The sequence below is a fragment of the Scytonema sp. NUACC21 genome (assembly GCF_054684315.1).
Genome location: NZ_BAAFZH010000027.1, coordinates 1 through 23,269 on the forward strand (window position 1 = coordinate 1; position 23,269 = coordinate 23,269).

The 23,269-nt window shown below is 43.5% G+C and carries 13 protein-coding genes and 10 pseudogenes; 14 read left to right on the forward strand and 9 right to left on the reverse strand.

Features of this window, described 5'->3' with window-relative positions; translation table 11 throughout:
• The 6 genes and pseudogenes from ACYRY3_RS02120 to ACYRY3_RS02145 form a co-directional block, all read left to right on the forward strand.
• Positions 1-955, forward strand: a 955-nt coding sequence (locus ACYRY3_RS02120) for an ATP-binding protein (RefSeq protein WP_460200144.1), incomplete at its 5' end; no start/stop codon positions are given.
• Positions 956-2,286: 1,331 nt separating this feature from the next.
• Positions 2,287-3,126, forward strand: a pseudogene (locus ACYRY3_RS02125) (ABC transporter ATP-binding protein); the annotation flags it as partial.
• Positions 3,117-3,629, forward strand: coding sequence for an acyltransferase (locus ACYRY3_RS02130; protein WP_460200145.1), 513 nt, complete (start codon positions 3,117-3,119; stop codon positions 3,627-3,629). The pseudogene ACYRY3_RS02125 and the gene ACYRY3_RS02130, both read left to right, overlap by 10 nt.
• 95 nt (positions 3,630-3,724) lie before the next feature.
• Positions 3,725-4,348 carry a hypothetical protein gene (locus tag ACYRY3_RS02135; RefSeq protein WP_460200147.1) on the forward strand — a complete coding sequence of 208 codons (624 nt, stop codon included), beginning with the start codon at positions 3,725-3,727 and terminating at the stop codon, positions 4,346-4,348.
• Positions 4,349-4,616: 268 nt separating this feature from the next.
• The gene (locus tag ACYRY3_RS02140) at positions 4,617-6,932 is read left to right on the forward strand and encodes a condensation domain-containing protein (protein ID WP_460200148.1); all 2,316 of its coding nucleotides are present in this window, start codon (positions 4,617-4,619) and stop codon (positions 6,930-6,932) included.
• A 699-nt stretch (positions 6,933-7,631) separates the two neighbouring features.
• The gene (locus tag ACYRY3_RS02145; RefSeq protein WP_460200149.1) at positions 7,632-8,351 is read left to right on the forward strand and encodes a hypothetical protein; all 720 of its coding nucleotides are present in this window, start codon (positions 7,632-7,634) and stop codon (positions 8,349-8,351) included.
• Positions 8,352-8,438: 87 nt separating this feature from the next.
• Here ACYRY3_RS02145 and ACYRY3_RS02150 read toward each other — a convergent pair.
• Positions 8,439-9,215, reverse strand: a pseudogene (locus tag ACYRY3_RS02150) (DUF5895 domain-containing protein); the annotation flags it as partial.
• Positions 9,201-11,543: pseudogene (gcvP, locus tag ACYRY3_RS02155) on the reverse strand (aminomethyl-transferring glycine dehydrogenase); the annotation flags it as partial. The pseudogenes gcvP and ACYRY3_RS02150, both read right to left, overlap by 15 nt.
• Here gcvP and ACYRY3_RS02160 point away from each other — a divergent pair.
• Positions 11,539-11,787 (forward strand): annotated as a pseudogene (locus tag ACYRY3_RS02160) (cyclic pyranopterin phosphate synthase MoaA); the annotation flags it as partial. The pseudogenes gcvP and ACYRY3_RS02160 sit on opposite strands and share 5 nt — an antisense overlap.
• A gap of 65 nt (positions 11,788-11,852) precedes the next feature.
• On the opposite strand, the gene rpsD reads toward ACYRY3_RS02160, so the two are convergent.
• A complete protein-coding gene (gene rpsD / locus ACYRY3_RS02165; RefSeq protein ID WP_460200151.1) occupies positions 11,853-12,461 on the reverse strand; it encodes a 30S ribosomal protein S4 in 609 nt (202 codons plus the stop codon).
• Between the two features lie 201 nt (positions 12,462-12,662).
• Here rpsD and ACYRY3_RS02170 point away from each other — a divergent pair, with 201 nt between their 5' ends.
• Complete coding sequence (locus ACYRY3_RS02170; RefSeq protein WP_460200153.1) at positions 12,663-13,310, forward strand: hypothetical protein; 648 nt, start codon at positions 12,663-12,665, stop codon at positions 13,308-13,310.
• A gap of 134 nt (positions 13,311-13,444) precedes the next feature.
• On the opposite strand, the pseudogene hetR reads toward ACYRY3_RS02170, so the two are convergent.
• Positions 13,445-13,876: pseudogene (gene hetR / locus ACYRY3_RS02175) on the reverse strand (heterocyst differentiation control protein); the annotation flags it as partial.
• Positions 13,877-14,356: 480 nt separating this feature from the next.
• Between hetR and apcB the strand changes: the two are divergent.
• The 4 genes and pseudogenes from apcB to ACYRY3_RS02195 form a co-directional block, all read left to right on the forward strand.
• Positions 14,357-14,866: an allophycocyanin subunit beta gene (gene apcB / locus ACYRY3_RS02180; protein ID WP_460200154.1), complete on the forward strand. Its 510-nt coding sequence runs from the start codon at positions 14,357-14,359 to the stop codon at positions 14,864-14,866.
• Positions 14,867-14,966: 100 nt separating this feature from the next.
• Entirely contained in the window at positions 14,967-15,785 is an 819-nt protein-coding gene (locus ACYRY3_RS02185) for a TlyA family RNA methyltransferase (protein ID WP_460200155.1), read from the forward strand.
• A gap of 105 nt (positions 15,786-15,890) precedes the next feature.
• Positions 15,891-16,145 carry a hypothetical protein gene (locus tag ACYRY3_RS02190; RefSeq protein WP_460200157.1) on the forward strand — a complete coding sequence of 85 codons (255 nt, stop codon included), beginning with the start codon at positions 15,891-15,893 and terminating at the stop codon, positions 16,143-16,145.
• A gap of 146 nt (positions 16,146-16,291) precedes the next feature.
• Positions 16,292-16,723 (forward strand): annotated as a pseudogene (locus ACYRY3_RS02195) (thioredoxin family protein); the annotation flags it as partial.
• Between the two features lie 166 nt (positions 16,724-16,889).
• Here ACYRY3_RS02195 and ACYRY3_RS02200 read toward each other — a convergent pair.
• Positions 16,890-17,402, reverse strand: a complete 513-nt coding sequence (locus tag ACYRY3_RS02200; RefSeq protein ID WP_460200160.1) for a hypothetical protein — start codon at positions 17,400-17,402, stop codon at positions 16,890-16,892.
• 112 nt (positions 17,403-17,514) lie between these two features.
• Between ACYRY3_RS02200 and aroA the strand changes: the two are divergent.
• Positions 17,515-18,558: pseudogene (gene aroA, locus ACYRY3_RS02205) on the forward strand (3-phosphoshikimate 1-carboxyvinyltransferase); the annotation flags it as partial.
• 59 nt (positions 18,559-18,617) lie between these two features.
• Here the strand turns inward: aroA and ACYRY3_RS02210 are convergent.
• Positions 18,618-19,472: pseudogene (locus ACYRY3_RS02210) on the reverse strand (trypsin-like peptidase domain-containing protein); the annotation flags it as partial.
• Positions 19,473-19,730: 258 nt separating this feature from the next.
• On the opposite strand from ACYRY3_RS02210, the pseudogene ACYRY3_RS02215 reads away from it, so the two are divergent.
• Positions 19,731-20,909: pseudogene (locus tag ACYRY3_RS02215) on the forward strand (UDP-N-acetylmuramoyl-L-alanyl-D-glutamate--2,6-diaminopimelate ligase); the annotation flags it as partial.
• Here ACYRY3_RS02215 and ACYRY3_RS02220 read toward each other — a convergent pair.
• From ACYRY3_RS02220 to devC, 3 genes and pseudogenes are all read right to left on the reverse strand, one after another.
• Positions 20,906-21,034, reverse strand: a pseudogene (locus ACYRY3_RS02220) (manganese catalase family protein); the annotation flags it as partial. The pseudogenes ACYRY3_RS02215 and ACYRY3_RS02220 sit on opposite strands and share 4 nt — an antisense overlap.
• A gap of 236 nt (positions 21,035-21,270) precedes the next feature.
• A complete protein-coding gene (locus ACYRY3_RS02225) occupies positions 21,271-22,401 on the reverse strand; it encodes an alpha/beta fold hydrolase (RefSeq protein ID WP_460200158.1) in 1,131 nt (376 codons plus the stop codon).
• 68 nt (positions 22,402-22,469) lie between these two features.
• On the reverse strand, positions 22,470-23,269 hold an 800-nt coding region (gene devC, locus ACYRY3_RS02230), incomplete at its 5' end, for an ABC transporter permease DevC (protein ID WP_460200159.1).

The following is a 23,269-nucleotide window of genomic DNA, read 5'->3' on the forward strand; positions in this document are numbered from 1 at the left end:
AGTATACACCCTCGACCCAGAATCAACAAAGCGTCGGGGAGTCCCTCACGCACAAGAACTTTATTTAAGTTATGACCAAATTGAAGTCGAAGACATAAAGTTATGTTCCCGAGATTTAGGGCTTTCAGAAGCCAGCATTGATAACGCTAACATCCTGTACGCCGAGTTTGGTAAGTCTTGGATTCTTCAGTTGTTAAATATGACTAACGAAGAAATCAAGATGTTTTGTGAAGAAAAGCGAGGACACCAAGGCTCAATTACGGCTTTACAGCGCAAACTTCTGCGGCTGGATAACTTAAAGTATATGCGTGCAGCCTGCCCGCAGAATTATGTCAATCAGATGCTGCGTTCTTTAGAAGCTGGCAAAAACGTAGTAGTGGAGTTTGGTTCCCAGTCCGATATGCTCTCATATATGTTGGTAACCAATATGATTACCCGTCGGATTCACCAACATTATGTTAGTAAGGCAGAAAGGTTTTTACAAACGAAAAACCCACTAGATAAACCCATGCAACTGATGATTACCATTGAGGAGGCACACCGCTTTCTAGACCCAGCGACAGTGCAAAGTACTATTTTTGGTACGATCGCTAGAGAAATGCGTAAGTACTTTGTCACACTCCTAGTGGTAGATCAACGTCCATCGGGTATAGATAATGAAGTTATGTCCCAGATTGGTACCCGTATCACTGCTTTACTCAATGATGAAAAAGATATAGAAGCGATTTTCACGGGAGTTTCTGGCGCGGGTAGTTTGAAGTCAGTTTTGGCTAAGTTGGACTCCAAGCAACAAGCCCTAGTTCTGGGTCATGCTGTTCCCATGCCAGTAGTTGTGAGAACTCGCCCCTACGACACAAAATTCTACGAAGAAATTGGCGATATAGCTTGGGAAGAAAAACCGGATGCAGAAGTGTTTGCTGCGGCGGAACTCGCTAAGGCAGATCTTGGTTTTTAGAATGCACCAGAAGCCTACACCTACTGGTACTCCAGAGGTGTAGGTAGTTCACCTGTGTCTGTCTTGTGGGCTAGGCATCCCTGCCCGCCTTCTAAATGGATTGACAATTGTATTACATAACTGTATTATGATTGTAATTCAGATGAATTCTTGATTTGTCTGTAGAATTATTCCTGCAAGTAGGCTTGTGGTGGGCAGTGGGTGCTACGTCTTCTACTACTGGTGGTGGGCACTGCCCACCCTACGTCTTCTACGAGTTGGCTTTCTTCTCCCCCTGCTCAAAGCAACTGCCTTGGGCAACTATTTATCTATCAACCTATTTTTCATCCTTTATCCTTTATCCTTCATCATTAGATAGATGCTATTATGTAAGATAAATCCTTTCAGCGAATCCATAGGGGCACAAGATTGTAAAAGTGGGAGGATGTTGGACAAACGTTGTTCGAGCAGCACGAAGACGTTTTTGAAGCGGGCTCCATTCTGCTACCACTAAAGAAAGTGAAAAGGTGGTACTTTAGGTGTCAGCTAATTGTATGATATGTCTTCTGAAGAGACGTTGAGATGGCTCTCTTTGTTTCTAGCTGGTATTTATGCTGCTTGAAGACAGCTTTGCCATCGACTAAAAGTCATAAATAAGGTTCTCAAGAAGGTTAGAATCCACTAAAAAACCATGCTCTAAGTACCCGATGTGATTTTTGAACTACCTCTCGTGTGTGATTCTGTCTTTTGGTAGGTTAATTTTTGGTACAAAGAGTTATATTTGTAAACCTTGGTTAAAGGATAGATCGAATAACTACTAATTCCAGAATCCTGACTTCGGATTTTTGGATTTCGTGACATCCCTCCAAATTCAGAAGCCCTTCAGTTCGGTTATCCGGCTATTGGCGGAAGACTAATTAGGGGGTTTTAACGTCATCATTAATATATGAAAAATAATCTCAGGGTTTTTGTGTAAGAAAATAATTTTGTCTTATAATAGAAAGATTTAACTAAAGTACTTTACGTTCGGCAAGATTTATCGTAATATAGGAGAAGTAAAACTCATACCGACTTCATATTATAAGTGTTGCCGCCAGCGACTAAGGAAAAAAGAATTCTTGATAACAACGAGGATACTTAACGGAATTCCAGAATTTGGGGAAGGTGGGGGAACTAACTAGAGGAATGACCGTCAGGACAAATTTTGTATAAACCCGTTGTCCTTGATAGTTTCCAGGTTAAGTGACGGCAATTGTATTGCTCTTCCCTATTTATCCCCCCAATTTTTAATCAAAATTTCAACTTCATTTACGGAATAGAGGAAAACGCACCAATGCCTACAGTTGAAACCCGAAAAGTTTTTAGACACTCCGGTAAAACGCTACTCCTCTGGAATGTATGTGCGTCTTGCTTTTTACGTTGCAGCCCATTTAGAGCCAGAAATTTTGATTGTGGATGAAGTGCTAGCCGTCGGAGATTCAGCATTTCAGAAGAAGTGCCTTGGGAAAATGGGAGATGTCGCAACCAAAGAAGGACGGACAGTCTTATTCGTCAGCCATAGTATGCAGGCTATTGCCCAATTGACCAAGCGATGCATACTGCTTTCTAAGGGAAAAGTGCAGTACGATGGCAGTACCGACCAAGCTATAAGATTATATCTTGCAGGGCAAAAACTTGATGATGAACAGCCTGCGTACTATGAAGCTCCTTTGACCAAAACTGGTAATTATGTGGCTTGGGCAAAGGTACACACCTCTGAAGGAGATGGGATTCATTGCTGGGGGAAACCAATTACCTTTGAGTTTGCCCTACACGTAACTCACCCTCATGAAAGCCTGTGGTTCTCCTTTCAGATAGTTAGTTCCTTTCAACAGCCTATTTGTATTTTCTGGTTTTATGAACCCGATGCTCTCTTTCGTCGCGAGGCTGGGACATTTATTTTACGGTGTGAAATACCAAAATTCCGACTCTACATGGGTTCATATACCCTGACAACTTGGTTTTCAGAACGCCGCAGTGAAACTTTGCTAGAAAACCTCAGGGAAATTTGCCAGTTTGAAGTGAGCATGCATAACATTGAGCGGCAAGAGTACCAATGGCAATCTGACGAGTGTACTTATTTGGAAGATTCTGTTTGGACAACCCACAAATCCATCACATTTAATCGTGAAAAGGTGAATGAATGGCAGTAAATCATGATGTAAAATTGGGCAAAGACGTTAAAATTTTTCACCCCGATCTTGTTAACCTCTACGGTTGCACCATCGGTAATGACACTAAGATTGGCACCTTTGTAGAAATTCAGAAAGACGTTGAAGTAGGAAGTCGCTGTAAGATTTCTTCACACAGCTTCCTTTGTGAAGGTGTCATTCTTGAAGATGAAGTCTTTATCGGTCACGGTGTCATGTTTACCAATGACCTTTACCCCCGTGCAACCAATGAAGATGGCAGTTTAAAAACAGCAGATGATTGGTATGTCATCAACACTCAAGTCAAGCACGGTGCTTCCATTGGTAGTAATGCCACAATTCTTCCAGGGGTGACAATTGGTGAAAAAGCTATCGTTGGAGCAGGGGCAGTCGTGACTTGTGATGTTCCTGACTATGCCATTGTCGTGGGAGTCCCAGCTAAGAAAATCGGTGATGTTCGCGATCGCTGTCAAAACTTAGAAGATTTATCGGTTATCGCTCAATAGTTATCAGTAAACCTCTGTTTGCTCATCGCTGTTGACTCATTGAGTTAGCAGCAATCAGAATATATGATTGAGGCTTTCAAAGCAAAGCAAAAAAGATGACAAACAACAAACTCGACTGGAACGTTGCTAAATCAAAACTAAAGTTCTGTATAGCTTCTGCTATCAGCTTTGCCGTTGTTACCACCACTGTGAACCCTGCAGAAGGAGTGCAACTTACCTACAGTAGCCCAGGTAACGTTAGTAAAATTGAGGATTTAGTGGTTGATGGCGTTACTTACGATGTCACCTTTAAATCCGATACTTTTCTTAACTTATTTGGTTCTCCGAGCAATCCTAGTTTTAATGCACCTAACTTTTGGAACAATCAACAAGGAGCTAGTCAAGTTGTTAATGAAATTGTATCTTTGCTAAAAAATCAACCAACAATTCCATCAAAAATCAATAATACTTCATCTATCTTGGTTCCTTATAGAGGTATAGTTGCTAGCAATCAGTCACTATTTGTCGTCAACAAAATAGCTGACTATATTACGCAGTGGTCTAACTTTAGAGGAGAAAGCCAAGATATTTTTGTCTTGGGTAATGTAACAGCAAACTATGCTTTAATTACTCCTAAAGAAACAAAACCCATTCCTGAAAGTAACTTAGTTATAGGATTAGTTGGAGTTGCTTCTCTCCTGGGCTTGAAGAGTAAGAAAAAGCGAACTGTATTGCACTAATTTTCACAAGTTATATCATGTCCGGTTGATTGGTGACGAGACGCTGATTTTACTCCTCCCCAACCTCTCTGTAAACCAAGGGCTATCGTAATAGTGTAGAAGTTGAATTTACCCCCCTTAATCCCCCCTTATAAAGGGGGGAAGCAAGAAATCAAATTCATATTAAGTCCGGTTAATTAGTTATGATTAAACAATCTGTGCAAAAACCGGAAAACCCGCTCCCCCTCTCCCCATCTCCAGCACCATCGAACAAATTGCTCAAGAGTTTTTGCAAGCCTTGCGCGGGCTGATAAATCATTGCTTGGCTCCTGATGCCGGCGGTTATACCCCAACTGATTTTCCACTCGCACAACTTAACGATGTTCAACTCGAGCAATTGTTAAGCAATGTCGTACCAAAGCAAGGGATAAGCAAAACCAACTGGAAAGATATTGCCGATATCTATCCATTATCCTCAGTGCAGCAGGGGATGCTGTTCCACACCCTTTATGCTTCAGAATCCGGGGTGTATTGCCAGCAGTTTAACTGTACTTTTACAGGTTCTTTAGATGTGGAGGCATTCGGTACAGCATGGCAGCAAGTCGTAGCTCGGCATGCTATCTTGCGGACTGCTTTCACATGGGAACACTCTGATGTGCCGCTACAGGTGGTGTATCGCCAGATGAAGCTACCACTAGAGATTCATTCTTGGCTGGGGCTATCTCCACAAGAGCAGCAACAACAGCTAGCGAATTTCATAGAACAAGACCAACACAAGGGCTTCCAACTGACCGAGGCACCACTAATGCGCCTGACTCTGATTCAAATGTCAGAGAATGTCTACCAATTTGTATGGAGTTATCATCACATACTTCTAGATGGCTGGTCGCTGCCATTGGTGTTCAAGGAAGTGTTGGGCTATTATCAAGCATTGTCTGTGGGGCAAGAGTTACACCTGCCACCGAGTCGTTCCTACCGCGAGTACATTGCTTGGTTACAGACGCAGAAGTTGGAAGTTGCCGAACAATTTTGGCGGCAAACGCTCCAGGGTGTAACAGCACCAACACCGCTTGTTGTCGATACACACCACGTATCCGAGCCACAAAGCTACAGCGAGGAAATTCTGACACTCTCAAGTGAAACAACTTCCGCGCTTGTGTCGTTCGCACGACAGCATCAACTGACGTTGAACACCTTAGTACAAGCAGCTTGGGCTTTATTGCTGTCACGATACAGCGGGGAAAGCGATGTGGTGTTCGGCGTGATTGTTTCGGGTCGTTCCCCAGCTATCAAAGGTGTGGAGTCGATAGTTGGACTGTTTATCAATACCCTGCCAATGCGGGTGGAAGTTTCCCACAAGGACACAGTTCTACCAAAGCTCAAGCAGATACAAAAGCTACAGGTGGAAATGAGTGCTTACGAGTACACCCCACTGCTACAAATTCAGGGCTGGAGTGATGTGCCGAAAGGGCTGCCATTGTTTGAAAGCATCGTGGTGTTTGAGAATTATCCGGTAGATGCAGCTTTAGAGGAGCACTCACAGAAATTGGACATCAATGATGTTCGTACCTTTGAAAGAACGAACTATCCACTAACTCTCATCGCCCAGCCTGGAGTGCAGTTATCGTTGCGGTTCATCTACGATTCTCAGCGCTTTGAAAGTGCGAGTATAACACGGATGATGGGGCATTTCCAAACACTGCTGCAGGGTCTAGTCGCCAATCCACAGCAAAAGCTATCAGAACTACCACTGGTGGGAACAAGGGAACTGCAGCAGTACTTGGTGGAGTGGAACAACACCCAAGCAGTTTATCCCCAAGAGTTGTGTCTGCACTCTTTGTTTGAGCAACAAGTCCAGAAGACACCTCATGCAGAGGCAGTCGTATTTCAAGAGCAACGCCTCACCTACAGCGAACTGAACGCAAAAGCAAATCAACTGGCGCACTACCTAATCTCACTCGGTGTAAAACCGGAAGTATTGGTGGGTGTGTGTGTCGAGCGTTCTCTAGATATGGTGGTGGCATTGCTGGGCATACTTAAGGCAGGTGGGGCATACGTGCCTTTAGACCCAACATACCCCAGCGCACGTTTAGCTTATATGCTGTCGGATTCGCAGGTGTCGGTGCTACTGACACAGGCTCAATTGCTCTCGAAGTTACCCGCACACCAAGCACGTGTGGTAGCGTTGGATACTGAGTGGCAAGAAATAGCCCAACACAGCCCGGACAATTGTGCCACTGCGGTGACACAAGACAACTTAGCATACGTCATCTACACCTCTGGCTCTACAGGTAACCCTAAGGGAGTGGCAATCTCCCACCACAGCCCGGTCACCTTGGTACAATGGGCACAAGAAGTGTTTACACCGCAACAGTGTGCGGGGGTTCTGGCTTCTACCTCAATTTGCTTTGACCTATCGGTGTTCGAGTTGTTTGTACCCCTGAGCTGCGGTGGCAAGGCAATCTTAGCCCAAAATGCTTTGCATCTACCCAATTTACCTGCATCAAATGAAGTCACGTTAATCAATACCGTACCGAGTGCGCTCGCCGAACTACAGAGAATGAACGGCATACTCCTAACCTCCCCTGATTCATGGGGAGGTTAGGAGGGGTAAAAATCCCGTGCAGCCTCATAAAAAATTGGTATAAGGACCGACCATTCGCCCCTACCAATGTACTTCATTTACCTGAAAAATACTGCATCCGTATCACTGTCATATATAATTATCATTTGATTTTTGAAAAGTTCCAACATCAAGTCGTCAAAAATACACGTTGCCTCTATCAAAGAGTATCAAATTTACTTACTTGTGGCACTAGTATTTATACTAAATTTAAGTTAGTAACAAATACTACTTATTTGGAGAAACGATGCTCAGAGCAAATCGACTTGGATACGCGGTGAAAAAGTCGATCTGTTTCAAGATATAGTAGGGGCGAACGGCTGTTCACCCTGACAATTAGGTGTACCTTACGCCTTCGCCCTGACAATTAGGTGTACCTTAAGCAAATGAAAACTGCTGTAATTCATTAAGCGAGAACACTACGTTTCCTTGAGTTTTGGAAAAGTCATCCTGAGGAACCTTTCATGTCAGGGTAAATCTATATAAGAAATAGCAGAAATACAAATACGATATAGCAAATTATACTTGTGTTAGTAGCATAGCTTACAATCTCTCAATTTGTTGCCTAAAGGATAGTTTTATGAATAATATTTAACAACTTAGGCAAATTGTTAGCTTTTTACAAATTTTCCTGTTATATAATACTGTAAAAAAAGCTATTATAACGAGGATATTGAAATTGTGCGTGATGATTTACTGGGGTTAGAGATTAATCAAAGAGAACTACAAAAATTGACTAATTTGCCTGTTAATAACGAATTGATGATTATTATTCATCCTATTCAGAAATTAGTCAAGCGATTTATAGAAAGAGTCCAAGGTTCTGAAGGAGCTACTGTAGTCTTTATAGGATTGAGTATATTAGTTGGTAGCTATGTTGTCATCGATCTTATTATCCGCCTGTTCGCCAGTTGGATATCAATACCATCTTGGCTGTTACTAATAATATTAAGCTTTTTGGGTGGAGCGATCGCACAAGTTTTCTTGTATTTTTTTTGGAAACAACGAATTAAAATAGTTGGAAAAAATATGACACCTTCACTCAAAATTTTATTAAACGATGTAGAAAGATATAATGCTGTTATTAAAGCGATAAATATAAACGACCAAATAGAAGCAGCCGGAAATCCAGGAGTGAGCTTAAAAGAAAGAAAAAAAGTTCTTGAAGCCCTTGCGCTTACAAGAATCGACCTTATTCGTGCATTAAAAACCGAGAGAATCTTAAGAGAAAATAAGAAATTTATTATTAGCAAATCAGAATTATTTACTAATAACTTAGCAACATTAGCAGCAATGCAAGTGACCGAACAAGCTAGCGAACACGGACGACTGTTAAATGAAGCATTGCAAATTGCATTAGACGTACAACACGAAATGAGAAGCTTACAAAGTCAAAGTTAAAGCTCACAGTAAGATTGAGACAACAAGCAGAGTAGGTGGGCATAGCCCTACCTACACGATTGAGCGATTTAGCTAATTTTGATTTGCTTAATAGGGTGGATAAGCAAAATCATCCTCATCAGGATAGACGTAGGAACTTGAAACTCCTGCCATCGCCATCTTAGGTGTTTCTACCTTTCCAGTATCCTTGCCGAAGTCTTTATACTCTTCAAAAGTTTTGCAGATAACTTCAGACTCTTCAGCATCAGAAGCAATGAGGTACTCTGTCAGCGTAGAAACAGTGGGATGTTTGTAATCTACCGTTGAAGCCACCAAAACAGTATTTGGTTCAATTCCTCTCTCTTCGCAGTTAATGATTGGGCAAAAAACCCCGTGGGCATGAAACAGTGGACCTTTTGGTGTCACGGGCAGCTTGCGGAACCCGGCATAAGCCCTTTCTAGTTCAGCAAGGAATCCACTTGCTATCCTACCTTGTTGGTATTCGCAATAGGCTTTGCTGAAACTTGCTCCAGCAGCACCATTAAGAGTTAATTGCAGTGGTGTATTGTGTAAAAACTTTTTATTTTCCCCTACTAAATAAATTAAATAGCGAGTAAATGTTTTAAATTTAAGTTTGTCTGCTAAAAAGGCATCGTAATTGTCTTTAAGTGTACCCAGTTTTACGCCAGTCTCTCGGTCTTTAACGGATAATGGACCTCGCCGCACTATGACTAGGCGTGGAGTGGTGCTCATAAATACTGTTTCAACTCCAGAGCTAAATTCATGCTCTATCTGCTGCCAGTCGTCATCAGGGTGAAAGCCGACAGTATGAGCGTTATCTAGCTTAATCGCCAAACCATAAGGTTGTAAGCCATCTGTGCCATAGAATTTATGTTCGCGAGTCCAAGGTGCGGGGTATGCAGCTTGTTCCCGAGAATAGGGATGGTTCCATTCTCCAACAATGAGACTTTCTGCGGTGTGGGGTGCGTTTTTCAGAACGTTATCCTGAATATCCATCTTGCCTGATTCGATTTCAGCAATTTCTTGACGGATGGCAATCAACGCATCGCAGAAACGGTCTAACTCTTCCAAGGATTCGCTTTCTGTGGGTTCCACCATGATTGTGCCTGCTACGGGCCAAGAAACAGTAGGTGCGTGGAAGCCATAGTCCATAAGACGCTTGGCAATATCATCGATTTCAATAAGAGCAGATTTTTTGAGCGATCGCAAATCTAGAATACACTCATGGGCAACCAAACCGTTCTCCCCCTTATAAAGAACGGGATAGTAAGATTCCAGCCTGCGGGCAATATAGTTAGCATTGAGAATTGCTACCTTGGTTGCTTGAGTCAAACCTGCCGCACCCATCATAGCGATGTACATCCAAGAAATCACCAAGATGCTAGCGCTTCCCCAAGGTGCGGCAGAAACTGCACCCGTTGATTTTGGATGATTGCTGTCTATTTGGACAACGGCGTGTCCTGGAAGAAAAGGTACGAGGTGAGAAACAACACCAATCGGTCCCATACCCGGACCACCGCCACCGTGGGGAATACAGAAGGTTTTGTGCAGGTTGAGGTGACAAACATCCGCCCCGATATCAGCAGGACGGCAAAGCCCAACTTGGGCATTCATATTCGCCCCGTCCATGTAAACTTGTCCGCCGTGTGCGTGAATAACAGAGCAAATTTCTTGGATTGCTTCCTCAAACACACCGTGAGTTGAGGGATATGTCACCATCAACGCAGCAAGTTCTTTGCTATGCTTTTCTGCCTTTGCTTTCAGGTCATCTAAATCAACATTGCCTTCGGAGTCACAAGCAACAGCAACCACCTTCATCCCACACATCACCGCACTTGCTGGGTTTGTCCCGTGTGCCGATTGAGGAATCAAACAGACATTGCGGTGACCTTCCCCGCGACTTTCATGATAGCGATGAATGACTAGCAATCCCATGTACTCACCTTGAGACCCAGCATTGGGTTGCAAAGAAATTCCTGCAAAGCCAGTAATTTCAGCCAGCCATTCGGAAAGCTGCGCGAACAGGATTTGATAACCCCGTGTTTGAGACGGAGGGGCAAAAGGATGTATATTGCCAAACTCTGCCCATGTCACAGGCATCATCTCAGAGGTGGCATTGAGCTTCATCGTACAAGACCCCAAAGGAATCATTGATGTTGTCAGTGACAAATCTTTGGTTTCCAGCCTGTGCAGGTAGCGTAACAACTCAGTTTCTGAGTGATAGCGGTTAAAGATGGGGTGAGTGAGGTAGTTTGTGGTGCGGGGGAGGGAGGGAGGGAGAGAGGTCTCCTGGTGTTGATTGGGGGTAAAAGGTAATTCTTGTCCGAGAGCAAAAATCTCTAGTAAGTCAATTAAATCTTTGACTGTGGTAGTTTCGTCTAAGGATATACCTACACTATTTGTATCAAAAATACGTATGTTGATTTTACGTGCAACACATGCTTCTAAAATCTTATCTAAACTGCGTTGTCCTAAATTGACACGCAAAGTATCAAAGAAATATTCGTTTGAGATACTGTAACCCAAACGCTTAAGCCCTTGCGCTAGCATCACAGTCATTTGGTGGATATTCTCAGCAATTCTTTTTAATCCAGCAGGACCGTGATAAACAGCGTACATACCTGCCATCACTGCTAATAACACTTGTGCCGTACAGATATTACTGGTAGCTTTTTCGCGGCGGATATGCTGTTCTCGGGTTTGCAAAGCGAGACGCAATGCTGGTTTTCCTTGAGCATCTTTTGATACACCAACAATTCGCCCAGGAACTTGTCGTTTGTACTCTTCCTTAGTAGCAAAGTAAGCAGCATGAGGTCCACCATAGCCAAGAGGAATGCCGAAGCGCTGGGTACTGCCTACAGCTATATCAGCACCAAATTCCCCAGGTGGTGTGAGCAAAGTTAAACTCAAGGGATCTGCTGCTACCGTTACCAATGCTCCCTCAGCATGGGCTTTTTCTACAAAAGCACGGTAGTCATAAATTGTGCCATCACTGGCAGGATACTGAAGAATTGCCCCAAAAATGGGTTCAGAAAAATCAAAGGTTTGATGGTCACCAACTATAATGTTGATACCCAAAGGGTTTGCCCGTGTTTGCAACACATCTATCGTTTGGGGATGGCACTCACGAGAAACAAAATAGGTATGTGCTTTAGTCTTGGAGACACCATAACTCATACTCATTGCTTCGGAGTGTTTTTGCGATCGCTGCAATCGGATGCGCCTGTCTGCTGATGGTTGGTTGCGTCCCTGCTTGTTAAATGAAACAAGCCAAATTGACTTAAAAACTGCTCTGCGTGAAGGCGTTAGTACAACCCACTTGCGCGAGCGAGTAAAACACTTGCTTGCATTAAAGCCTGAAATTAACTTCAAGCAGCGTTATTCAGGCACTGTAACAGGTAACTATACGCGTACTATGTCACAAATCGGTGGATAGTCCTTTGTCATTTGTCATTCGTCCTTTGTAATGACACAGGACAAATGACCAAGGACAAATGACGATTACGCTTGACGTGAGTAGTATTCCACCACAAGCAGTTCGTTAACTTGTAGTGCCACCCATTCGCGCTCAATGACACCGTTGACTTTACCCACCAACTTATTTTTGTCAAATTCCAAATGGCTGGGAAGGTTAGCTAAACCGGGGTATTGTAAGTTAGTTTCGACTAACTGCCGGGATTTTGCCCTATCTCTGACTGCAATAACTTCTCCCGGACGACACTGGTAACTGGCAATGTTAACTACACGACCATTAACCGTTACGTGACCGTGGCTGACAAGCTGACGGGCTGCGGGAATTGTGGGAGCCATTCCCAAGCGAAAAACAGTATTATCTAACCGCATTTCTAGCAATTGCAGCAAAACTTGTCCGGTAGAACCGGTGACGCGTCTTGCTTTCCGCACGTAGCGCAGCAATTGCTTTTCCGTCAAACCATAGTTCATGCGGAGCTTTTGCTTTTCTTCCAAACGGATTGCGTATTCAGAGCGCTTTTTGCGGTTCTGACCGTGCTGACCTGGGGGATAAGCGCGTCTGGCGCTTTTACGAGTTAATCCTGGCAAATCGCCTAAACGGCGTACAACTCTAAGACGTGGTCCTCTGTATCGGGACATGAGTATCCTTGTTTCGATCCTGCTTAAATATTACCCAAAGATATAATTATAGCTCTACAATCCGAAGTTGCTCATACCAGACAAGACAAAACTTCCCAGAAAAAATGCAAAAATTTGCTGAATACTTTGCTTTTTTAACTTTAAACACCGCGATACCAGCTTTCTTGAGGTAGCATAGCGTTGGGTGTTTGGAGAACGGCAATGCAAAGAATTAAAAAACAAGCAATAAGACTAACAGCACCAGCACTGGCTGTGGCAGGATGGCTGGCAATGACCTCACAAGGTATGGCTATCACTGCTAACTATAGGAATGATTTTCGTGTTTGTGCTGCGCGTCTGCTGAGTGTGGGGATAGCAGCGGAAACAGCATCACAAGCTTGTGCGGAGGCACTGCGTCCTGGCGACTTGTCCTCCTGTGTGACTAAAATTGAGAGGCAAACAGAAATCGAAGCCGTTGATGCGCTTCCTACTTGCAGGCAAGCACGGCGTCCCGAAGATTTAGCTACCTGTGTTACGGGTATCAGTCGGTATTCTCGCGAGGCTGTCAACCCAGCAATTTTAAATTATTGCGGGCGGAGTTTGTTGCCAGTGCGTTTTGCTGAGTGTGTGGTAGGTTTGCGTGCTGAGATCGATTTTGCCTCCAATCAAGCATTGGACACTTGTATTGATGCTAGTGGCAAGCTAACTGGAGTCTTACCTACTTTTATTCCAGCAACTGCACAGCCAACAGAAGCCAGACCCACCTACGAAGCCACTCCACTTCCTCCTCAGTCTACCCCTGTGCCGTCTCAGCCTACGACAGTTCCACCTGCGACTGCCCCATCTCCGACAGATCCAGGTAATCGGTAGACTTTAGTAACAGTTATCAGTTATCAGTTATCCCATTTTCACTGTAGACTGATAACCGTTTCCCTTTGGGTTTGGCAGTTCCTCCTTGGGGAAACCACCAAGACTGGACTGCCTCACTCTTCACTGATAACAGATTAATCCTCTTTTTTTCCAAACACCATTTGTAAAATCATGGGAACACCGCCGTCTTGGTGATACTTATCAGCCCATGCGCGGATAACTTCGTCTAATTCGTCCATTGCTTGGTCGAATTTATTTGGCGGAATGTCGAGTTCTTCCAAAACCCTCATTGTGTTTGGTCGCCGTTCTGCCCAATCTCTCATCATCCGGAAGAAGCGAGCTGTATCTTCCACCATGATGTAGGTTCGCTCTTGCTCGTCAGCTGGAGCATAAAATGGACGAGTGAGAGCGTAAAAAGGCATTCCCCACGGAGAATCGATGCGCGTTACCGTACCAGAGTAAAGCAGACGGCGCTTGATGTGCTCGGCTAGGGCTTCGCTCAATTCCATGCGGTGCTCTTCTGGTAAATCTTCCTGCGATCGCTTGTGCAGGAATTCGATTAACTCCCGATCATCTGAATGTTTTGGTCCTGAATGAGCTTCAGAACTTCTTGTGGGGTTGTCATGGTTACTCCTTAAGCTGCCAATTTATCAATAGTAAGACCAGATTGCTCAATGTTTGCTGAAGAATGCCCGCTAACATTCCAATCCATCAGACCCCTGGAATATCCTAGGAATATGACATTAGTGGATTTTGTATTTTTTACTACAAAATTCCTTAAGAAAAGACGACATTTAACTTTTATTTAAATAATTAAACAAAGGCAGCGGACAAACAAGTAGTGATTATTATTCTCTCTGGCTTTACCGCTCCCGCTTAAAAAAGTTAATCCCGCAGGGGGCAACTTTGGCATAGAATCCATAATTAGCGCACAGATTGTTTTTGTGCTGGGGCTTCTTTTAATAAGTGGCGCAAAAAAGTTGCCGATTGCGACAAGCAGTCAGATAAATATCAAACCATAATAGGATTGATTGGGAGAAAAAGGAATGCGGGATGCAGTAACTAGCTTAATTAAAAATTATGACGTTGCTGGACGGTATTTTGACCGGAATGCCATTGACAACCTCAAGTCGTACTTTGAAAGCGGAACAGCACGCGTGCAAGCAGCTGCGTCTATCAATTCAAATGCGGCATCAATTGTCAAGCAAGCTGGTTCTAAATTATTTGAAGAACAGCCTGAGTTGATTCGTCCTGGTGGAAATGCCTACACAACTCGCCGTTATGCAGCTTGTTTGCGGGATATGGACTACTACCTGCGCTACGCTACCTATGCCCTGGTTGCAGGTAGCATGGATGTTCTTGATGAGCGAGTGCTGCAAGGGCTGCGGGAAACTTACAATTCTTTGGGAGTCCCCATTGGTCCAACGGTTCGCGGTATCCAAATTATGAAGGATATTGTGAAAGAGCAAGTGGCTGGTACAGGTGTGACTGATACTGCTTTTCTAGATGAGCCGTTCGACTACATGACTAGAGAGTTGAGCGAAAAAGATATCTAAGAATTGCTAGTGGTTAGTGGTGAGTGGTTAGTGGTGAAAGCTTCTTTCTACATGATGTTAAAACTACTAACTACCCACTACTAACTACTAACTACTAGCTATGGCGAAATCGGTTAAGCAAAGACTGGATGTTTTATTGGTAGAACGCGATTTGTGTTCTTCCCGCCAACAAGCGCAGCGCCTTATCCAAGCGGGAGAAGTTTTGGTCGATGAGCAGGTGGTTGATAAGCCCGGTACGGAAGTAGATGTTTCTGCTCAAATTCAGGTTAAAGAGCGATCGCGTTTTGTTTCCAGAGGCGGAGAAAAGTTAGCTAAGGCAATGGAATTGTTTGCCATTCCTGTAGAAGGACGTATTTGCTTGGATGGTGGCATTTCTACAGGGGGTTTTACGGATTGTTTGCTACAAGCAGGGGCAAAACAAGTTTACGGGGTTGATGTTGGATACGGTCAGGTGGACTGGCGTTTGCGAAATGATTCCCGCGTTATTTTGAAGGAACGTACCAATTTACGCTACTTGACAAAAGATGAATTGTATGGTCAATCAGAAGCGGCTGACTTGGCAGTGGTGGACGTGTCATTTATTTCATTAACAAAAATATTGCCTGCTTTGTGGCAATTATTACAACCCCCCCGTGAAGCAATTTTGTTAGTAAAACCCCAATTTGAAGTGGGGAAAGATCGTGTTGGGAAAAAAGGCGTTGTGCGCGACCCAAAAGACCAAGCAAATGCCATATTCCAAGTCCTGCAAACAGCACAAGAGCTAGGATGGCAATATAAGGGTTTAACATGGTCTCCCGTGACTGGTCCTGCTGGAAATATTGAGTATTTGTTGTGGTTGGGAATGGAAAGTGAAAACCCATCACCCGAACTAAAAATAATTAACCAAATAGCTGACGCTGCTGCTGCTGAACTGCGTTAGATTTATTTTCTTTAAATTTCCTTTTACTTCATAGATAAAAGCCTTACAGTAATTTTGTAAGCTTTGCAACAATTTTACTATTTAACTAGTATTAAAGGAAACAATATGAATACTGAAGATAAGGCGCGAGAACTCATGGCCAAGCAGCGCCAACATGAGGAACATTTACAAGAATCCATGCTAAACCGTGCTGACGCTGAGGTTCACAACCCCAATGTAGAAACAGTGACTCAAGAAGAAGCACGGGAATTATTAGCGCAACAGCGTCAGCACACGGAACACCTACAAGAATCAATGCGCCATCGTGCAGAAGGTGAAATTGGTTGGTCAGATGGAAGCACTGAGCAAATTAGCTCATAATGGTCATTGGTCATTAGTCCTTGGTCATTAGTCCTTGGTCATTGGTCATTGGTCATTGGTCATTGGTCATTGGACTACAGAGGAGTACACGAAAGTGAACGATGAAAAACGGGTAATTACTACGTTTTACTACGTTTTATCGACTACTCAAGCACGTAAAACAAGAATTGGCTCAGTTGGGCAAAGATTATCTCAACAAAGGCTTGGGAATTCTTGCTATCAGTGCTAATGATGCCACGAATTACCCAGATGATGCACCTGAGTCATTAAAGGCTATGGCTTTTGAACTTGATTTCAAATTCCCTTTTTGTTATGACGAAAGCCAAGAAACGGCAAAAGCCTACACTGCAGCCTGTACGCCAGATTTCTTTTTATTTGATGCCAATCGGCGACTCGTTTATCGAGGACAGCTCGATGATAGCCGCCCAACTAATGGCAAACCTGTAACGGGCGCAGATTTACGTGCTGCTATAGAGGCTGTGCTAGCGGATCGACCAATTCAAGGCGAGCAAAAGCCTAGTGTTGGTTGCAATATTAAATGGAAACCGGGCAATCAACCAAGTTACTTTGGAGTTTAATTAATTTAGAAATTTTTTTGTTATTGCTCCTCGGTCATTTGTATTTACAAAGCACAAATGACGATTTGTCAGGCTTTTCAAACAAGAACATCCCTCAAATGAGTGAATAAAAATCCTCTCTAACCTATGACAACTCACTAGTAAGGAGGATTTTATTCACTGGCTCTCAATGTTTAATTTCTAAATTAAGGATGTAATTTCCCAATTGGAGGTCTCCAGTCCACAATTCGTATTCCACGCGCAAACGTTCTGGTAGAGGATACCCGTCTAGTGTCAGGTTACGAGTGAAATTACGCAGGCGAATGGGTTCGTTATGTTGTATTGATGCTGTGGGTAACCAATAACGAGTAATACCATAGACGCCCTGTTCCCAGAAGTGACGGTAACTCAACTGACCGTTACCTTGCATGGTCATAATGACTCGGTAAGGTGTAATCTCTAACCAAAGGACTCGGGGGCTACTGGAATTATTGACGCTGTCTTCTATTGGAGAATCATTTCTCTGTTGACCCTGAGAGCTTTTTACTTCACAATTCTTTACAGGTGGTGTCGTCAAAAGCAGATGGAAGCGATCGCGATCTTTTTGGTAGAGTGTAGCAGCAGTTTCGACAACAGACCAAACCGGTAGATCTGTAGAAATCAGTGATAGACAGACGGGCTTGCGATGGTGAGTAAGCATGGGAGCGATAATAAAAGCCAATAAACGTTTCAGAAATTAATAAATATCAGTAGATCTGGCGTGACAGGGAAAGCGATACGATACTAGCGCAGTCTCACGCCAGTTTATCCTAATGTCAGCTTCTGTTATAACTGTAGAAAATACAGAAAAATCTTCTCAAAACTTAATCATTCACAAACCAACTTCAGGGTTATCTTTACAAGGTCGCATCCGAGTTCCCGGAGACAAATCTATTTCCCATCGTGCTTTGATGTTGGGTGCGCTAGCTGAAGGCGAAACCACTATCCAAGGTCTGCTTTTAGGGGAAGACCCCTGCAGCACGGCAAGTTGTTTCCAAGCAATGGGGGCTGAAATCTCTGAACTCAATACGGAATTAGTACAGGTTAAAGGTATTGGTTTGGGGAATTTGCAAGAACCGATTGATGTGCTTAATGCTGGTAACTCTGGAACAACAATACGTTTGATGCTGGGGCTTTTGGCGTCTCATCCGGGACGCTTTTTTACTGTCACGGGAGATAATTCACTGCGATCGCGTCCCATGTCCCGTGTGGTTAAACCTTTACAAGAGATGGGAGCCCAAATTTGGGGGCGTAAAGGCAATTCTCTTGCTCCCCTGGCGGTTCAAGGAACATCCCTCAAACCCATTCACTACAATTCTCCTATTGCCTCTGCCCAAGTTAAATCCTGCATTCTTCTTGCAGCTTTAATGACAGAGGGACAAACGACTGTCACCGAACCCGCCCTTTCCCGCGATCACAGCGAACGAATGTTAAGGGCATTCGGAGCAGAATTAACTGTAGACCCCGAAACCAACAGTGTTACCGTGACGGGGCCAGCTAAACTTTACGGACAGAAAGTCATTGTACCGGGAGATATCAGTTCTGCTGCATTTTGGTTGGTAGCGGGGGCAATTACACCAGATTCGGAATTAGTGATTGAAAATGTTGGGGTAAATCCCACCCGTACTGGTATCTTAGAAGCTTTAGAAATGATGGGTGCCGATATCCAACAAGAAAACCAGCGTGTCGTAGCTGGAGAACCCGTAGCTGATTTACGAGTGCGTTCCAGCCGTTTAAAGAGTTGCACTATTGCAGGGGACATCATACCCAGGTTGATTGATGAAATTCCAATTTTGGCAGTAGCAGCAGCTTTTGCTGTCCCTGGATTGATTGCAGCATCAGTTTGAATAAAGCCAACTCTTTTATCTGGTATACCAATATCTACGCTAGAACGCTCCGTGCCACTAATGACACCAACCGTTACAGTTTCCTGCAAACCTAATGGATTTCCAATGGCGATCGCCCATTGCCCTTGCCGAACCCTATCGGAATTACCAATCACCACTGCTGGTAAATTATTCTCTGCTTTTACCTGAATCACAGCCACATCAGTCACTGGGTCTTTCCCTAAAACTTTACCAGTCAAAATGCGACCATCTTGAAAGGAGACGGTCACCGTATCTGCTCGATCCACAACATGTGCATTGGTCAAGATTAAACCACTAGGGTCAATCACAAAACCAGAGCCAAGCCCCCGCACAATTTGTTCCGAAGGAGGAACTGCCCGCGCCCCGCCCAAAAAAGGTTTGAGAACATCTGGAACATCCCCTCCTAAAGTACGGGAAACGTTCACCTGAACAACAGCAGACTCTGTTTTATCTACAGCCTGTGTAACAAAATTAGATTCGGGGTCAATCTGTGCAAGAATAACATTGCTATTAATATTAGCTAAACCTTCAGAGGCATAAGCGGGGCTTAACCAACCACCAACCAATACAATACTAAAACTTATTAAAAGGATAAATATGCAATAAGATAGTTTGGACAACAACTGCTGAAGATCGATTGCCACAATCTGCGCTGTTTTTCGTTTTGTTAAACCAGAAAGTGCAACATTACCGTACTTAAATCTTGAATGGACGACCAATAGGGACAAGTAAGCAGATTTACCCATCATAACTTGAATCAACTTGCGGAGAATACGTCCTAGTGAGGAAAGTCTTCGGTAGTGTATCTGTGGGCTGACCGCCCCGTCCGTTCTTCTAATTGTTGCAAGATGTAAACCATACATATTTTTATTCCTCTGTTAACGTATATCAAACCGAAAGCACCCTATCTGAAGCAGTATGCTTTCTAGCCTGTCTACAGAGTATTAGCGAGTAGGCATAGCAAAACTTCATTCAATTGGTAGATTTTGGTGGACAAATGACAAAAGACAACTAAAACCCATTAACTATATTGGAACCGACCTACTTATCTAAAACTGTTTGTAAAAACGTAAAAATAGTACAGAATAAGCGCAATAAAAACGTCTAACGAGGTGCATAGAATGAAACTGCGGGAATTATTAGCGGCTGTTGACAGTATTATGCAATTACCAGACCATCCAGCAATGGATGCAGAAATTCAGGGATTGAAGACAAATTCTCACGCTTGCGATTCGGGAGATTTATTTATCGGGATGCCTGGAACACGGGTTGATGGTGGAGATTTTTGGCAAAGTGCGATCGCCAGTGGTGCAGTAGCAGCCATCATCTCACCCCAAGCCCTACAAAAACACCCTGCCACACCAGAAGCTTGCGTTATTGCATCTGGGGATATGATTAAAGCTTGTGCCCAGTTAGCCAGTACCTTTTACAATTATCCCGGGCAAAAACTCAAACTTGTAGGTGTTACGGGTACAAATGGCAAAACCACAACAACCCACCTTGTAGAACATTTTCTCAATCAAGCAAATTTGTCTACTGCTTTAATGGGGACACTTTATACTCGTTGGAAAGATTTTGTTCAAACTGCTGTCCACACAACGCCTTTTGCGGTGGAACTGCAACAGCAGTTAGCTACTGCAGTAGACGCAGGTAACGAGTATGGAGTTATGGAAGTCAGTTCCCACGCTCTAGCACAGGCTCGAGTCATGGGTTGTCAGTTTGAAGTAGGAGTCTTTACCAATCTGACCCAAGACCATTTGGACTTCCACCGTGATATGGAAGATTACTTTGCAGCAAAAGCACTGTTGTTTAGCCCTAATTATCTCAAAGGACGTGCAGTTATCAACGCTGACGACCCCTACGGTCAGAGGTTAATTGCATCCTTAAATCCGGAGCAGGTTTGGAGTTACAGTGTTAGCGATGCGACCGCAAACTTGTGGATGAGCGACCTCAATTACGAACCTAACGGTGTAAACGGTATGCTGCATACACCCAAAGGTGAAGTCGCTTTTCGCTCACCGCTTGTTGGTCAATATAATTTAGAAAATTTATTAGCAGCGATTGGAGCAGTTTTACACTTAGGGTTAGATTTGCAATTAGTGGCATCGTCAATCTCTGAGTTTCCTGGGGTACCCGGACGAATGGAGAGAGTGCAAATAAGTTCTAACCAGGATATTAGCGTAATTGTCGATTATGCCCACACGCCTGATAGTTTGGAGAATTTGCTAAAAGCCTCACGTCCTTTTATTCCAGGTAAGATGATTTGTGTATTTGGGTGTGGAGGAGATCGCGATCGCACGTACTGCATCATCACGGTCATTTCACCAAAAGTACCGCCGATGAGTTCCTGAATTTTTTTTGCGTAAAGTGCATCAGGTTTTTCTGGTGGCTTGAAATACTGCAGTTTCTTGGTATGATAAAACATGGTTATTTCCTCAGTAAACACTTGGACTGGCACAAATTCAGGCATTCCCCAATATCTGATATTTGTGCCATCCCCTTGTGCTTTCTAGGAAACCTAATTTAAGGCGCTCTGTACATCATTCCATAGTTATATAAAAAAATACTTAAAAAATAAGTAAGCTGACTGAGGGCATTTCGTTGCTAGATAGAGCTTAGAAATTATTTTGAAATCTCCCTACATCCCCTTAAAAAGGGGGATTACACCCAACGCAGCAGTCGATCTGAGCCAGAAAAGTAGTCAAAACCATCTTCATACCAACGTTCATTACGACGATGAATGTTAAAGCAACCTTCATGAATTGAGCCATAACCTGAACTGTTATTGAAGCGATTAGACGCAAAAGATGGTAGCTGACGCTGGTGGGAAATGAAATCTGTATATATTTCTACAACTCCACTGTGGTATTTCACATTACGGTCGTACTCATTCCAATTATCCCCACTAAAACGCAATAGAAACGAATTAGTTGCAGTAGCCGCATGGTTATTATCACCAGCAAAACCACCTCTTTCGTCTGACACAACTAGTGCCAATGATTGGTAGGCAACATCTCCAAATAGCTTAGGTCTTTGGTTACCAAAGCTATTGCCATCAATATCATAATTACTTGCTTCATAGGCAGGGTCTAAGGCTGTGAGATGGGCTACTTTGCCAAAAAGAAAGCCAATTTCAGCAGCAACATAAGCTCCCAAACTAAAGCCCACAAGACTCAATTGCTGGGCTTCTATTTCCAGGCTTTTGAGAGTGTTGGCAGCCCACCGAGCAACGGGAGCTATTGCTCCTGCTGTGTAATTAGGTTGTAGTCCCTTGTCTTCATCATGATTGGCTGGGGCACGCCAATCTAGAGCCAGAATTTGTTTCAAAGGGTTCTGTTTAGCTAGTTCCTTCTGTAAATTGCTAAAAATCTCGTCATCAGAGGAGTTTTTCCAACCATGAATGACTAGGATTGTCTCCCGTCCATATTCAATGCCTTGGTAGGTTCGACCATTTGCATCAAAACGGTAGAGATGAACACCATCCTCATAATACCTCGGTTTAACTTCACTTTTATCCTCTCTCAATCCGAAATTAGCAATATCCCCTACTATCTCACCAGGTAAAGCCCTTTGAGTACTAACAATTTGCTCTGAAGTAACTAGTGTAGACCTAAGACCGGAAAAATAGCATTCTGTTGAGAGTGAATCGTGACTTAACGCCGAAATTGTTTGTTCAGTAGCTAAAAGATTGTTTTTAGTATGTTGACTTGTGAAAACTGAGACGTCAACAGTTTGTAAGTTTCTAAAATCATTCATCGCTAAAAACCCAGTTTCTTTGAGTTTGGTCAACACAATATCAGTTTTGGCAACGGACAGAAACCGGGTTTTTTAGCCCCTTGCTGGAATACTGTACCGGTTTTCTAGAACATATCTGCAGGGTCAGTAGATTGGAGTTTGCGGGTAGCGATCGCCCCAGAAATAGTAGACATGATAATAGTCAATATCAGTACCTGCAATCCCCGAATCACAGTCATATACATCGGCAACGTTGTTGCAGTACGAGTGAGATGGTAAAGCCCTAAAGAGACTACCACTCCCGGTATAAAACCCAGTACTGCCAAAATCAAAGCTTCTTCAAATATCACACTGAGTAGATAATAATTGCGATACCCCATTGCTTTGAAAGTTGCGTATTCTTTAACGTGAGTATTGACATCTGCAGAGAGGACTTGATAGACAAGAATCACTCCCACTACAAACCCCATTGATACACCCAGGCTAAAAATAAACCCGATTGGGGAATTTCTTCGCCAGAAGTTGTTTTCAAATTCAGTAAATTCTGCGTGAGTTAGCACTTTGACATCATTTCTGAGGTAAGTTTGTAAGAATGCTGCTACCTGTTTTGGGTCATAGCCCGGTTTGACGTGAATCAAACCCAGACTGATACTGCTAGACTGTCGCGTGGGAAATAGCCGTAAAAAGTTTTGATCGCTGACAATCAAACTACTTTCAGCGCCAAAGGAAGCCCCGACTTTAAATAAACCAGTAATAGTAATCGTGCGCCCTCCTATTTCAGTCGTGAGAGTTTTACCGCGATCTATTTGGGCGATCGCGTTTTGATAATCACCTCTAGAACCGCGATCGAACAAAGCGGTATCTGGTAGCTTAATTGCCTGTAATTGCCGATTAACATCCGGTAAGTCAAAGGCTGGCTTATCTG